10 protein-coding genes are annotated in these 13,838 nt (G+C 63.3%); 2 read left to right on the top strand and 8 right to left on the bottom strand.

Going from position 1 to position 13,838, the window contains the following annotated elements; genetic code table 11:
• Positions 1–36: 36 nt before the first annotated feature.
• From pgi to GJV18_RS15090, 8 genes are all read right to left on the bottom strand, one after another.
• Positions 37–1,701, bottom strand: coding sequence for a glucose-6-phosphate isomerase (gene pgi / locus GJV18_RS15125; protein WP_160347084.1), 1,665 nt, complete (start codon positions 1,699–1,701; stop codon positions 37–39).
• A 103-nt stretch (positions 1,702–1,804) separates the two neighbouring features.
• Positions 1,805–2,659 (bottom strand): pantoate--beta-alanine ligase, encoded by an 855-nt coding sequence (panC, locus tag GJV18_RS15120; protein WP_160347081.1) that lies wholly within the window; start codon positions 2,657–2,659, stop codon positions 1,805–1,807.
• Entirely contained in the window at positions 2,656–3,456 is an 801-nt protein-coding gene (gene panB / locus GJV18_RS15115; RefSeq protein ID WP_160347079.1) for a 3-methyl-2-oxobutanoate hydroxymethyltransferase, read from the bottom strand. The genes panC and panB overlap by 4 nt, the downstream gene beginning before the upstream one ends.
• 380 nt (positions 3,457–3,836) lie before the next feature.
• Positions 3,837–4,370 carry a 2-amino-4-hydroxy-6-hydroxymethyldihydropteridine diphosphokinase gene (folK, locus tag GJV18_RS15110; RefSeq protein ID WP_160347077.1) on the bottom strand — a complete coding sequence of 178 codons (534 nt, stop codon included), beginning with the start codon at positions 4,368–4,370 and terminating at the stop codon, positions 3,837–3,839.
• Position 4,371: 1 nt separating this feature from the next.
• Positions 4,372–5,775: a polynucleotide adenylyltransferase PcnB gene (locus GJV18_RS15105; RefSeq protein WP_160347075.1), complete on the bottom strand. Its 1,404-nt coding sequence runs from the start codon at positions 5,773–5,775 to the stop codon at positions 4,372–4,374.
• A 686-nt stretch (positions 5,776–6,461) separates the two neighbouring features.
• Positions 6,462–7,889 (bottom strand): sigma-54-dependent transcriptional regulator, encoded by a 1,428-nt coding sequence (locus GJV18_RS15100; RefSeq protein ID WP_160347073.1) that lies wholly within the window; start codon positions 7,887–7,889, stop codon positions 6,462–6,464.
• A 75-nt stretch (positions 7,890–7,964) separates the two neighbouring features.
• Positions 7,965–10,919: a sensor histidine kinase gene (locus GJV18_RS15095; RefSeq protein ID WP_160347071.1), complete on the bottom strand. Its 2,955-nt coding sequence runs from the start codon at positions 10,917–10,919 to the stop codon at positions 7,965–7,967.
• Between the two features lie 60 nt (positions 10,920–10,979).
• On the bottom strand, positions 10,980–11,156 hold the full coding sequence (locus tag GJV18_RS15090) for a hypothetical protein (protein WP_003244646.1): 177 nt from the start codon (positions 11,154–11,156) through the stop codon (positions 10,980–10,982).
• A gap of 147 nt (positions 11,157–11,303) precedes the next feature.
• Here GJV18_RS15090 and GJV18_RS15085 point away from each other — a divergent pair, with 147 nt between their 5' ends.
• Positions 11,304–12,542, top strand: coding sequence for a parallel beta-helix domain-containing protein (locus GJV18_RS15085; protein ID WP_160347069.1), 1,239 nt, complete (start codon positions 11,304–11,306; stop codon positions 12,540–12,542).
• Positions 12,542–13,654 (top strand): SO2930 family diheme c-type cytochrome, encoded by a 1,113-nt coding sequence (locus GJV18_RS15080; protein ID WP_160347067.1) that lies wholly within the window; start codon positions 12,542–12,544, stop codon positions 13,652–13,654. Before GJV18_RS15085 ends, GJV18_RS15080 begins: the two co-directional genes overlap by 1 nt.
• Positions 13,655–13,838 lie beyond the last annotated feature (184 nt).

The raw sequence follows: 13,838 nt of genomic DNA, 5'->3' as shown, positions 1-13,838 counted from the left end.
GCTCCGCAGTAGGACAGTCCTAAGTCCGGCAGGCTCCTAGCCGCGATGACGTTCGCGGAAGTGCTGGATCAAGCCCTGGGTCGAGGCATCGCTGGCCGGCGTGTCGAGCTGGCCGGTCAGGCGCTGATAGACGCCCAGGCCCAGCTCCTTGCCCAGCTCCACGCCCCACTGGTCGAAGGCATTGATGCCCCAGATGGCGCTCTGCACGAACACCTTGTGCTCGTACAGGGCGACCAGGGCGCCCAGGTTGAAGGGCGCGACTCGGGTCATGACCAGAATATTGCTCGGCCGATTGCCGGGGATCACCTTGTGCGGGGCCAGACGCTGTACCTCGTCATCACTCAGGCCCTTGGCACGCAACTCTGCGGCGGCCTCGTCCAGGGTCTTGCCCTGCATCAGGGCCTGGGCCTGGGACAGGCAGTTGGCGAACAGCCACTGGTGGTGGTCGGCCAGTGGGCTGAAGCTGTTGACCGGTACGATAAAGTCCGCCGGGATCAATTGAGTGCCCTGGTGCAGCAGCTGGTGGTAGGCGTGTTGGCCGTTGCAGCCGACGCCGCCCCAGATTGCCGGGCCGGTGCTGAAGTCCACCGGGCTGCCGTCCTGGCGCACGCTCTTGCCATTGGATTCCATATCCAGCTGCTGCAGATGCTTGGTGAAGTTACGCAGGTAGTGGTCGTAGGGCAGGATGGCCTGGCTCTTGGCCTCCCAGAAATTGCCGTACCAGATCCCCAGCAGGGCCATCAGCACCGGCATGTTCTCGGCCAGTGGCGCCTGCTCGAAGTGCTGGTCCATGGCGTAGGCGCCGGCCAGCAGTTCCTTGAAGTTGGATACGCCGATGGCCAGGGCGATGGGCAGGCCGATGGCCGACCACAGCGAGTAGCGCCCGCCGACCCAGTCCCACATGGGGAAGATATTCTCGGCCTTGATGCCGAATTCGATGGCGGCCTGCTGGTTGCTGGTGACCGCGATAAAGTGCTTGTGCAGCTCGGCTTCTGGCCCGCCCAGGGCCAGGTACCAGTCGCGGGCGGCCAGGGCGTTTTTCAGGGTTTCCAGCGTGCCGAAGGATTTCGAGGAGACAATAAACAGGGTGGTCTCGGGGTTGAGCCGGGCGGTCAGTTCGCGGAACTCGCTGCCGTCGATATTGGCCAGGTAGTGGCAGCGCACACCGCGCTGGGTAAAGGGGCGCAGCGCTTCGGAGACCAGTTGCGGGCCGAGGAAGGAGCCGCCGATACCGATATTCACCACCTCGGTGATCGGCTTGTCGCTGTAGCCGCGCCACAGGCCGCTGTGGATGCGACTGACCAGTTCGGTCATCTGGTTGAGCACGCGGTGCACTTCGGGGATCAGATCCACGCCGTCCAGCACCAGACGCTTGCCGATGGGGCTGCGCAGGGCGGTGTGCAGGGCGGCGCGGCCTTCCGAGGCGTTGACCCGCTCGCCCTTGAACAGGACCTGGATTGACCTGCCCAGTTGTGCCTGCTCGGCCAGTTGCACAAGCAGCTGCAGGGTGTGCTCGTTGATCAGGTTTTTCGAGTAGTCCAGCAGCAGGCCGCTATGGCTCAGGGAGAAACGTTTGAAGCGCTGGGCATCGCTGGCAAAGGCTTCGCGCATGCTGAAGTCGTGCATCTGCTCTCGGTGCTGGCGCAGGGCTTGCCAGGCGGGCAGTTGGGTGACGGCGTGCGGTTGCTGGTAATAGGCCATTGCAGCGAATTCCTTGTTTTGGGCAAACGAATAACAAAAAGCCCGGAGTCATCCGGGCCTTGAGTGTAACTGGCTGCAACGGGGGGCAGGCAAGTCGGGGTGGCTAAGAGGCCAGGTCGAAGGCCAGGTTGTCGATCAGGCGGGTGCTGCCAATGACCGCGGCGACCAGAATCACCAATTGGCTATCCACCTGGCTGGCGGGACGCAGGCTATTGGCCTCGCGAATCTCCAGATAGTCCGGTTTAAAGCCGGCTTCACGCTGCTGCTGCTGCGCAGCTTCGACCAGTTTCGGGTAGTCCCGTTCTCCGGCCTGAATAGCGGCGGCCATGGCCTGCAGCTGGCGATAGAGCAGGGGAGCGATGGCCCGCTGTTCGGTATTCAGATAGCCATTGCGCGAGGACAGAGCCAGGCCATCTTCGGCGCGTACCGTGGGCTCGCCGATGATCTGGATCGGCATATTCAGGTCGCGCACCAGGGTGCGGATCACCGCCAGCTGCTGGAAATCCTTCTGGCCAAAGATCGCCAGATCCGGCTGGACCATATTGAACAGCTTGCTCACCACCGTGGCCACGCCTTCGAAGTGGCCTGGACGGCTGGCGCCGCACAGACCTTCGGAGATCCCAGGCACGCTGACCCGGGTCTGGCCGTCCATGCCGTGGGGGTACATTTCGGCGACATCCGGGTGGAACAGCAGATTGCAGCCGGCAGCCAGAAGTTTGTCCTGATCTGCGGCGAGGGTGCGCGGGTACTTGTCCAGGTCTTCGCTGGGGCCGAACTGCAGCGGGTTGACGAAGATGCTGGCGACCACGAAGTCGGCGCGCTGGGCGGCCTTTTCCACCAGGGCGGCGTGGCCGGCGTGCAGGTTGCCCATGGTCGGGACAAAGGCAATCTGCTTGCCTTCCTTGCGCGCCTGGCTGACGGCGGCGCGCAACTCGCGCACGGTCTTGACTGTATTCATGCAGAAAATCCGTGTTCGGCGGCGGGGAAGCTCTGGTCCTTGACCGCTTTGACATAAGCGCTGATGGCGCCGCCAATACTGCTCTGGCCGGTCATAAAGTTCTTCACGAACTTGGGCGTGCGGCCACTCAGGGACAGCCCGAGCATATCGTGCAGGACCAGCACCTGGCCGTCGGTGGCATTGCCGGCACCGATGCCGATGACCGGAATTTTCACCGCCTGGCTGATCTCGGCGGCCAGCTCGCTGGGCACGCATTCGAGCAGCAACATGGCCGCACCGGCCTGTTCCAGGGCCATGGCGTCGGCGCGCATCTGCCGCGCCTGGGCTTCCTGACGGCCCTGCACCTTGTAGCCGCCGAGGATATTCACCGCCTGCGGGGTCAGGCCCAGGTGGGCGCACACCGGCACGCCGCGCTCGGCCAGCAGGCGAATCGGCTCGGCCAGCCAGGCGGCGCCTTCCAGCTTGACCATATGGGCGCCGGCTTGCATCAGCGCGGCACTGTTGGCCAGGGCCTGCTCGTGGGTGGCATAGGCCATAAAGGGCAGGTCGGCGAGGATCAGCGCGCCCTGGTTGCCGCGTTTGACGCAGGCCACATGGTAGGCCATATCGCTGACGCTGACCGGCAGGGTGCTGTCATGGCCCTGCAGGACCATGCCCAGGGAGTCACCCACCAGCAGCACGTCGACTCCGGCCTGACAGGCGGCCTGGGCGAAAGTGGCGTCGTAGCAGGTCAGCATGGCGATTTTTTCGCCACTGTGCTTGAGGCTTTGCAGGGTGGTCAGGGTTACATCAGGCATGAAAACGGTCCTCACTCAGGCATTCCGTCGGCAGTTGTGCTGCTTCAAATGGGCCTGCATTGGCCTCGAATTGCACCGGTGTGGCGCAACGGGACGCCTATAGTCCTGATGGGGGGGCTTGAAGTCAATTGCGGGTGTTACCGACCTGTTACGGGCGTTACCGCCAATGAAACCTACTGCGCTCGGTTATGCGGCGTTAAAAGCAGGCTCAACATGCTCATGTACAGACGTACACTCCGCTTGATTCGCTGCGCTCACCCTACGGGCCAGCCGTTGGCTGTTACTTCGCTACGCTGCGTTTTTCGCCTGCCTTGACTCGCCGTGCTCGCCCCTCGGGTCAGCCTGCGGCCGTTACTCCGCTTCGCTGCGTTGCGCCTTGCCTAACCTTCGCTCGTGACGGTTTCAGATCTGTTGAGCCGTTCCAGGCCTGCGAAGGGGCAGGCAGCGAGGAGTTCGGTCAGCGCGCGGCCGTCCGGCAGGCGCAGGTCCGGGGCGATTTCCGCCAGCGGATAGAGGACAAAGGCGCGGGCGTGCATATGGTAGTGCGGCACGGTCAGGCGCGGTTCGGCCAGTTGCAGGTCGCCAAACAGCAGGATATCCAGGTCCAGGGTGCGTGGGCCCCAGCGCTCGGCCTTGCGCGTGCGGCCCTGCTCCAGTTCGATACGCTGCAGGGCATCGAGCAGCTGCAGTGGCGCCAGTTCGGTGTCCAGCGCGGCTACGGCGTTGACGTAGCGTGGCTGATCCGCCGGGCCCAGCGGGTCGCTGATATAAAAGGCGGACTGGGCCACCAGGGCGGTTTGCGGCAGCGCTGCCAGCGCCGCCAGGGCGCTGCGCAGTTGTTCGAGGGGGGTGGCCAGGTTGCTGCCCAGGCCGATATAGGTGCGCAGCACCCTGTTCTCGGAGTCGCGCTGCATCTTATTCGCCGGCCGGGCCGCCGCTGCCTTCGCCCGGGCCGCGCTTGCGTTTGCCACTGCTGCGCCGGCGCTTGCGCGGAGCGCCTGGGCCATCGTCCTTGCCACTGAGGTCGCGGATCATGGCGCGTCGCTCGCTGTCACTGACATCCTGGTAGCGGGTCCACCAGTCGCCCAGACCGCCGGTCTGCTCGCCCGCGCTTTCACGCAGCAGGAGGAAGTCGTAACCGGCGCGGAAGCGCGGATTCTCCAGCAGCAGGTCGGCGCGCTTGCCGCTGCGCCGGGGCAGGCGTTCCTGCATATCCCAGATCTCGCGGATCGGCATGGTGAAACGCTTGGGGACCGCGATGCGCTGGCACTGCTCGCTGATCAGCTCATGGGCCGCCTCCTGCATGGCCGGGATCGGCGGCATGCCGCGCTCCTGTAGCTTGAGCACCCGCGCCGGCAGGGCGGGCCAGAGCAGGGCGGCGAAGAGGAAGGCCGGGGTCACGGTCTTGCCCTGCTGCAGGCGCAGGTCAGTGTTTTCCAGGGCGTTGCGGATCAGCTGGTCGGTGTAGTCCGGGTTGGCCTTGAGCGCCTCGGCACTGGCCGGGAACAACTGGCCGAACAGGCCGTAGTCGAGCAGCAGGTCATAGGTATAGATGGCATAGCCGGAGAGGAACAGCTTGAGCACTTCCTCGAACAGGCGCGCGGCCGGGATTTCCGCCAGCATGGGCGCCAGCTTGTAGATGGGCGCGGCGCTGTGTTTCTCGATATCGAAGTCCAGCTTGGCGGCGAAACGCACGGCGCGCAGCATGCGCACGGGGTCTTCCTGGTAGCGCTGGGTGGGGTCACCGATCAGGCGGATCAGGTGGTTGCGGATATCGTGCACGCCGTTGGCGTAGTCGAGGATGCGTTCGGTACTGGGGTCGTAGTACAACGCATTGATGGTGAAGTCGCGGCGCTGGGCATCGTCTTCCAGGGTGCCGTAGACGTTGTCGCGCAGGATGCGCCCGCTCTCGTTGCGCGAAGCCAGGTTGCTGTTCTCTTCCTCATCGCCCTCCGGGTGGTTGGCGCGGAAGGTCGCCACTTCGATGATCTCGCGGCCAAAGTGCACATGCACCAGCTTGAAGCGGCGGCCGATTACCCGGGCATTGCGAAACTCGGCGCGCACCTGCTCGGGGGTGGCGCTGGTGGCCACGTCGAAATCCTTGGGGTCGATATCCAGCAGCAGGTCGCGTACACAGCCGCCGACCAGATAGGCCTGGTAGCCGGCCTTTTGCAGGCGCTCGACCACGCTGGTGGCGTAGCGACTGATTTCATTGCGTTCGATGGGGTGCTGGCTGCGGCCCAGCACTTGCGGGGTGCTGTGGACGTGTTTGCCACGGCGCAGGGGGGAGCGGAAAGACTTGAACAGCTTTTTCAGCATGGGAGGCACTGTTTGACAAAATGACGGGCCACAGTACAGGGCGGCCACAGGAATGGCACGGATTCTAGCATTGAGTCGGAAGATGATGCAGAAACAGGTAGGAATCTGAGGCGAGGGCGTTGCTGGAAGCTACTGGGGGAACCTAGGCTCCCCCCCAAGTTGGTGCGTGCTTTGTTTTTATTATTATGACGGGCTGATTGTTTTTGTTGATTTACCCGGTTTCTCAAGTCAGTGACTCTATGAGTGACCCCCATTCGGGGGATCAAGAGCAAACGGATTACTTTGGATGCTGACGCTGCCATGGTCACATGTGACCTAACCAGTACTGGGGCTGCCTTGGGGCAGTTTTGTTGTTCTCGGCCTGGTTATGGGGCAAGCCCCAAAGGCAATTCCTTTCCAAAATGATCAGTTAGCTGCGCCTCCATTCTTGTTGTTCTTGTTGTTCTGGAGTCGTTACGTGTTGTTTTTATTGTTGGGGGTGGTGCTTGTTATTGTTGTTGTACCAGCAATAAAGCAGAACCCGTGCCAGTTTTTGTGAGTCCTTGTAAATCAAGGGTTTGCGCTGTTCGTGGGTGGTGCGGCGGGCAGAAAAAAGCCGGGTTCTCGTTACCATAAGACCCGGCCTTTGTTACTAAGTGTTGAAGGGGTAACAGGGAGGGGAACCTTGGGTTCCCTCGTTTGTCACCTCAGTCGGCGGTAGCGCCGGACGACTTGCGCCGTGGAATGCCCAGGCGCTGGCGCCGCTCCCACAGGCACTTGCGGCTGATGCCGAGCTTGCGCGCCAGTTCGGTCTCGGTCATATGGTCCTGGTGCTCCAGGACGAAGTGCTGGAAGTAGTCTTCCAAAGACAGATCCTCGGTGGGCTCGCTGGGCTCATGGCCATTGCCGGCCTGTTGTGCCGGCAGGCCGGCAAAATCGTCCTCCAGATCATCCAGTTCGATGTCGATGCCCAGCAACTCGGCGCTGATGCTCTTGCCCTCGCAGAGGATCACCGCGCGCTCGATGGCGTTCTCCAGTTCGCGTACGTTGCCTGGCCAGGAATAATGACGAATGGCCTGTTCGGCGTCGGCGGCGAAGCTCAGGTCGTTGCGGCCCTGGCGCTGGCACTGGCGGGCGAGGAAGGCTCGGGCGATTTCGAGCACGTCGCTGCCACGTTCGCGCAGTGGCGGTAGCTTGAGGGCGATGACGTGCAGGCGGTAGTAGAGGTCTTCGCGGAACTGGCCGACCTTGGCCAGGCTCTTGAGATCGCGGTGGGTGGCGGCGATCAGGCGTACGTCGACCTTTTGCGACTGCACCGAGCCGACCCGGCGGATCTCGCCTTCCTGCAGCACGCGCAGCAGGCGCGCCTGGGCTTCCAGAGGCAGTTCGCCGATCTCGTCGAGAAACAGGGTGCCGCCGTCGGCGGCCTCCACCAGGCCGGCGCGGCCGGCGCTGGCACCGGTAAAGGCGCCTTTTTCGTGGCCGAACAGCTCGGACTCGATCAGGGTTTCCGGGATGGCGGCGCAGTTCACCGAGATCAGCGGCGCCTTGGCGCGTCGTGACAGGTTGTGCAGGGCGCGGGCCACCAGCTCCTTGCCGGTGCCGGATTCGCCCTGGATCAGCACGTTGGAATCCGTCGGCGCGACCTTGCGGATCTTGCTGTACATCTCCTGCATGGCGGCGCAGGAACCGATGATGCCGATTTCGCCATTGCCATTTTCCGGGGCTTTGTCGGCACTGCCGCGGGGCAGGGTGGAGGGCGTGCTGGGCGCGTTCTGGGCTTGCTGGTGATCACGCAGGATGCGGGCCACGGCCTGCAGCATCTCGTCATGGTCGAAGGGCTTGGCGATATAGTCCACCGCGCCCATTTTCATCGAGTCCACTGCCGAACGCAGGCTGGCGTAGCTGGTCATGATCAGCACTGGGGTGCCCTGGGCCAGCTTGATCAGCTCGATGCCGGGGGCGCCGGGCAGGCGCAGGTCACTGACGATCAGGTCGAAGCCGGGAATGCTGAAGCGTTCCTGGGCTTCCTGTACCGAGCCAGCCTCGCTGACTTCGTATTGATTTCGTTCCAACAGGCGACGCAAGGCAGAGCGGATAATGGTTTCGTCTTCGACGATCAAAATATGAGGCATCAATTCGGTCTCTCGACGGTCTCGTAGGTGCCGCGCGGGGCTGGGCCACTCGCTGCGGGCACTCGGTTAGCTAATTCAAGTCGCTATGGACGCCGTCTCGACATGCCGCGGCAGGCTCACCCGAATACGGGTGCCGCGCTGCAGCTCGGGGTCAGCCGGGCTGTCGATTGTTATCTGCCCATAATGCTCTTCCACGATCGAATAGACCAGCGCGAGGCCCAATCCCGTACCTTCGCCCGGGTCCTTGGTGGTAAAGAAGGGCTCGAACAAACGGTCGATGACGGCCTTGGGTATGCCGCTGCCTTCGTCCTCGACGATCAGCACCACGCTGTGCTCCTGGGCCTCGCTGCGCACGCGGATGGCGCCGCCGGGCGGCGAGGCGTCGCGGGCGTTGGACAGCAGGTTGATCAGCACCTGGGCCAGACGCTGGGGGTCGCCCTCCACCCAATGCTCGGGGTCGCACAGGTTGAAGAACTGCACCTCGATGCTGCGTTTGTTCAGCGACAGCAGGCCGATGGCATCGCGGGCCACGTCAGCCAGGCACACCGGCTCCTCGCTGTGCTGGTGGCTGCCGGAATGGGCAAAGCTCATCAGCGACTGGACGATGCGCGACACGCGCTTGGTCTGCTCGATGATCTGCTGGCTGATCTCGGTCAGTTCGGGATCGCCTTCGCGCTCCTCGCGCAGGTTCTGCGCCAGGCAGGCGATGCCGGTGATCGGGTTGCCGATCTCGTGGGCGACGCCTGCGGCCAGGCGGCCGATGGAGGCCAGGCGCTCGGAGTGCACCAGCTTGTCTTCCAGCAACTGGGTTTCGGTGAGGTCTTCGACCAGCAGGACCAGGCCGCTGTTACCTGGGGCCAGGGGCTCGTCGATGGCGGCCTTGTGCAGGTTGAGCCAGCGGGTTTCGCCGTCCAGGCTCAGGCGCTGTTTGTGCAGGTGTTCGTCGGGGCGCTCGATAAAGTCCTGCAGCAGGCTGTGCCAAGGCTCGCCCAGGGTGCTCAGGCGTGAGCCGACCACGCGCTGGGCGGGGATTTCGGTGAGTTCTTCCATGGCCTTGTTCCACATCAGGATCTCCTGGTCCTTGGCCAGGGAGCAGACGCCCATGGGCAGCTCCTGCAGGGTCTGGCGGTGGTAGCGGCGCAGGGTATCGAGTTCGGCGGCCAGGCCCGTGAGGCGCGAGTGATAGTCCTCCAGGCGGCTCTCGATAAAGTGGATGTCCTCGGTGACATAGGTTTCGCTGCCGGCCTTGTAGGGCAGGAAGGTCTCGACGATGTCCTGGGCCACGCTGGGGCCCATCAGCCCGGACAGGTTGGCCTCGATGCGGTCACGCAGGCGCCGCAGGGCATAGGGGCGGCTCTCGTCGAAGGGCAGGTGCAGATCGCGCAGGGCCTGCTCCACCTCGTGCTGGGCGGTCTTCGCGCCCAGGGGTTTGGCCAGCTGGATGGCGAAGTCCTGGGGCGAAGTGGCCAGCAGTTCACGCCGTTGCGGGCGGCGCACGTTGTCCACCGCGCAGGCCTCGGCGGCGCTTTTCTCCTCCGGGCTGGCTTCGCTAAACAGCGACACCAGGGTGAAGACCAGTACGTTGGCCGCCAGGGAGGCGATGGCGGCCAGGTGCCAGCTGCTGTCATCCAGCACATAGACCAGATTGAGCCAGGGAATGTAGTAGCCCTGCAGGTTGCCGATCATCGGCAGCAGCATGCCCACTACCCACACGCCGATGCCGGCAAGCAGCCCAGCCAGATAACCCTTGCGGTTGGCGGTCGGCCAGTAGAGCACCGAGAGCACACCGGGGAGGAACTGCAGCGTGGCGACGAAGGCGACGATGCCGAGGTTGGCCAGGTCCTGCTCGGCGCCGAGCAACAGATAAAAGCCGTAGCCGGCCATGATGATCAGCAGGATCAGGGCGCGTCGCGTCCATTTCAGCCATCGGTAGATATTGCCTTCCGATGGCGGCTGGTAAAGCGGCAGCACCACATGGTTGAGCACCATGCCGGACAGGGCCAGGGTGGAGACGATGATCAGCCCGCTGGAGGCCGACAGCCCACCTATATAGGCAATCAGGGCCAGGGCCTCACTGTTGACTGCAATGCCCACGCCCAGGGTGAAGTATTCCGGGTTGGTGGTGGCGCCGAGCTTGAGCCCGGCCCAGAGAATCAGCGGCACCGCCAGGCTCATCAGCAGCAGGAACAGTGGCAGGCCCCAGCTGGCGCTGACCATGGCCCGTGGGTTGAGGTTCTCGGTAAAGGTCATGTGGTACATGTGCGGCATGACGATGGCCGAGGCGAAGAACACCAGCAGCAGGGTGCGCCAGGGGCCTTCCTGCAGCGGCGTGTGCAGGCTGGTCAGCGAGGCCTGGTTCTGTACCAGCCAGCGCTGCAGATCCTGGGGGCCGTCGAATACGCCATACAGGGCATAAAGGCCAATCACGCCGATGGCCACCAGCTTGACCAGCGACTCGAAGGCGATGGCGAACACCAGGCCTTCATGCTTCTCCCGAGTGGCGATATGGCGGGCGCCGAACAGGATGGTAAAGAGGATGATCAGCCCGCAATAGGCCAGGGCTACGCGTTCCTGAATCGGCTCGCGGGTGAGGATGCCGATGGAGTCGGCCACCGCCTGAATCTGCAGAGCCAGCAGTGGCAGCACGCCCACCAGCATAAACACCGTAGTCAGGGCGCCGGCCCAGGTGCTGCGGAAACGGAAGGCAAACAGGTCGGCCAGCGATGACAGCTGGTAGGTACGGGTGATGCGCAGGATGGGGTAGAGCAGCACCGGCGCCAGCAAAAAGGCCCCGGACACCCCCAGGTAGCTGGCCAGAAAGCCATAGCCATACTGGTAGGCCAGGCCCACCGTGCCATAGAAGGCCCAGGCACTGGCATATACACCCAGGGAGAGGATATAGGTCAGCGGATGGCGGATGATCCAGCGCGGGATCAGGCCCTTCTCGCTGACCCAGGCCACGCCGAACAGCAACAACAGGTAGGCGGCGCTGATCAGGATCAGCTGGCTCAGGCTAAAGCTCGTCAGCATCGCGTTGGCTCTGCAGCGGGTAGGAGGAGGGGGCAGTCACGCAGATCGTGCCGCAGCGGATCAGAGTTCATCGGCATCACGCTGGCTCTGCAGAATAAAGGTGACGACGATCAGGATCAGCCACAGCAGGTAAGGCCGGTACCACGCGCCATTGGGATCGATCCACCAGTCCATGATGGCCGGTGAGAACAGGTAGATCCCCACCACCAGGATCAGCACCAATCGATAGATATACATGCCGTATCTCTTCGCTTAATTGCCGGCGATGGTAACGGATGCACGACGCTCTGGGCTATTGATCGGGTGGTGTGATCTCCGGGGTTGGCTTTTTTTCATTAATTGGTACTATCGTTCCACTTTATAAGAATAATGCTGGAGACTGCCATGCGCCTTGCCCCGCTTTTCCTGCTTGCCCTGTCCGTGCTGCTGGCCGGCTGCGGCGAAGAACCGACCCCGGTGGCCGATCTGGATTTCCAGAAAGACCTGCAGACCCAGCTGATCAAGGCCAAGCCCGGCAGCGTGATCGAGATTCCCGCCGGCACCTACCAGCTTGACCGTAGCCTGAGCCTGAAAGTCAGCGGCGTGACCATCAAGGGCGCGGGCATGGACAAGACCATCTTGAGCTTCAAGGGGCAGAAGTCCGGCGCCGAAGGCCTGCTGGTGGATGCCTCGGACTTCACCATCGAAGACATCGCCCTGGAGGACAGCAAAGGTGATGCGCTCAAGGTGGTGGGCGGCAAGAACATTATCATCCGCCGTGTGCGCACCGAGTGGACCAACGGCCCCGCCACGGAAAACGGCGCCTACGGCATCTACCCGGTGCAGACCGAGAACACCCTGATCGACGGTGTGGTGGCCATCGGCGCTTCGGACGCCGGCATCTATGTCGGCCAGTCGCGCAATGTGGTGGTGCGCAACAGCCGCGCCGAGCGCAACGTCGCCGGCATCGAGATCGAGAACACCATCGACGCCGACGTGTATGACAACGTCGCCACCGGTAACACCGGCGGCGTGCTGGTATTCAACATGCCCAACCTGCCTCAGGCCGGCCGGGTGACACGGGTGTTCCGCAACAGGATCGAAGGCAACAACCACAAGAACTTTGGTCACAAGGGCACGCCGGTGGCCAGCATCCCCGCCGGCTCCGGGGTGGTGATCAATTCCAACGATGATGTCGAGGTGTTCGACAACGATATTGGCGAGCACAAGACCGCCAACGTGATCATCAGCAGCTACTTCAGCACCGGTTACAGCGATCTTTCCACCGCCGAGAGTTTCGACCCCTACCCGGAAGGTATCCATATCCATGGCAACCGTTTCGGTCCGGCTGGCGACAGCCCGGATCACCTGGAGCTGAAGGCGCTGAAGGTCAGCCAGTTCGGCTTGAACGGCCGTCTGCCGGACGTTCTCTGGGACGGTTACGTCAACCTCGACATCCTGGTCGATGGCAAGCTGCCAGCTGATCGGGCCATCTGCATCAACAACGGTGAGGCGGGGATGATCAACGTCGACGGGCCGAACAACTTCAAGAACATCAGCACCGACATGACCCATTACCGCTGCAGCCTGCCGCCGTTGCCGGCCGTCAAACTGGCCTCGGCTGAAGCCGACCAGGGGGCCTGATGCATTGTCTGTTACTGGGGGCGCTGCTGCTCCTTGCCGGCTGCGAACAGCAGCCGGCGCCGTTGTACCTGCCGCAAGGTGACAACTACCCGGAAACACTCAGCGAGTGGGGCATGCTGCAACGCGCCGCTGGCTATATCGCGCCCGTTGCCGAGGCCTTGCCCTATGACCTGAATACCCCGTTGTTCACCGATTATGCGCACAAGCTGCGCACGGTCTGGATGCCGGTGGGTACGAAGGCAACCTACGGTGAGGCGCATTTCGATTACCCAGTGGGCACGGTGCTGAGCAAGACCTTCTACTACCCCAGGGACGGCCAGGGTCGCCTGCTGCTCAATGAGCAGGATGACCGCGACCCGCAGCGTGGCCTTCCGCTTGCGCGGGTGCAGCTGATCGAAACGCGCATTCTGCTCAAGCAGCAGGATGGCTGGGTGGCGCTGCCCTATGTGTGGGATGAGCAACAGCAGGAGGCCTATCTGCAATGGGCCGGCGACAGCCGCGAGCTGAGCCTGCTGGATGCCGAAGGCAAGACCCAGGCGGTGGCCTATCAGGTGCCGGATGCCAACCAGTGCGCCGGTTGCCATGAGGAAAGCGCAGGGCAGGGCGTCAATCCGCTGGGGCCCAAGGCGCGCCATCTGAACAAGGATTTTGCCTACGCAGGTGGCACGCATAACCAGTTGCAGCACTGGCAGCAGCAGGGCCGTCTACAGGGTTTGCCGGCCGAGTTGCAGGGCGTGCCGCAGAATGCCCTGTGGCCGGTGCCGCGCGCTGGCGAAAGCCTGGAGCAGCAGGCGCGCAGTTACCTGGATGCCAACTGCAGCCACTGCCACAACCCCAAGGGGCCGGGGCGTACCTCGGGACTGTTGCTCGACCCGGCCACCGCCATCGGCATCAGTTATGGCCTGTGCAAGCAACCGGTGGCAGCGGGCAAGGGCTCGGGGGATCGCCTGGTGGATATTCACCCAGGCCAGCCGGACAAATCGGTGCTGATGTTCCGCGTGGAAAGTGTCGACCCGAGCGTGATGATGCCGGAGCTGGGGCGTTCCACCGTGCATGCCGAGGGTGTCGAGGTGTTGCGGCGCTGGGTTGCCAGCCTGCAAGGGGATTGTTAAGGCCATGTTTCAGTACTGTGTTGCGCCGGGCGTCGGTGATGGCCTGACGTTGTAGGGTGCGCCGTGCGCACCAAGCGCCTATGGATCACGCTGGTGCGCACAGCGCACCCTACCCATTACTGATTTTCCAAGGCCACCTCAGAAACGCCTGATGCGTCATTTAATGGGTACAGCCTGTCAAAGG

Origin of the sequence: Pseudomonas xionganensis, assembly GCF_009763245.1 — a bacterium.
Taxonomy (GTDB): Bacteria; Pseudomonadota; Gammaproteobacteria; order Pseudomonadales; family Pseudomonadaceae; genus Aquipseudomonas; species Aquipseudomonas xionganensis.
The sequence above is the reverse complement of the archived record's forward strand: the minus strand, read 5'-3'. Positions and strand labels throughout refer to the sequence as shown.

What these genes read in the sequence shown, in the direction of transcription:
- GJV18_RS15090 (WP_003244646.1), bottom strand. Translation starts at nt 11,156, where the DNA reads ATGTATATCTATCGATTGGTGCTGATCCTGGTGGTGGGGATCTACCTG.
- GJV18_RS15100 (WP_160347073.1), bottom strand. Translation starts at nt 7,889, where the DNA reads ATGCCTCATATTTTGATCGTCGAAGACGAAACCATTATCCGCTCTGCC.
- GJV18_RS15105 (WP_160347075.1), bottom strand. Translation starts at nt 5,775, where the DNA reads ATGCTGAAAAAGCTGTTCAAGTCTTTCCGCTCCCCCCTGCGCCGTGGC.
- panC (WP_160347081.1), bottom strand. Translation starts at nt 2,659, where the DNA reads ATGAATACAGTCAAGACCGTGCGCGAGTTGCGCGCCGCCGTCAGCCAG.
- folK (WP_160347077.1), bottom strand. Translation starts at nt 4,370, where the DNA reads ATGCAGCGCGACTCCGAGAACAGGGTGCTGCGCACCTATATCGGCCTG.
- panB (WP_160347079.1), bottom strand. Translation starts at nt 3,456, where the DNA reads ATGCCTGATGTAACCCTGACCACCCTGCAAAGCCTCAAGCACAGTGGC.
- GJV18_RS15080 (WP_160347067.1), top strand. Translation starts at nt 12,542, where the DNA reads ATGCATTGTCTGTTACTGGGGGCGCTGCTGCTCCTTGCCGGCTGCGAA.
- GJV18_RS15095 (WP_160347071.1), bottom strand. Translation starts at nt 10,919, where the DNA reads ATGCTGACGAGCTTTAGCCTGAGCCAGCTGATCCTGATCAGCGCCGCC.
- pgi (WP_160347084.1), bottom strand. Translation starts at nt 1,701, where the DNA reads ATGGCCTATTACCAGCAACCGCACGCCGTCACCCAACTGCCCGCCTGG.
- GJV18_RS15085 (WP_160347069.1), top strand. Translation starts at nt 11,304, where the DNA reads ATGCGCCTTGCCCCGCTTTTCCTGCTTGCCCTGTCCGTGCTGCTGGCC.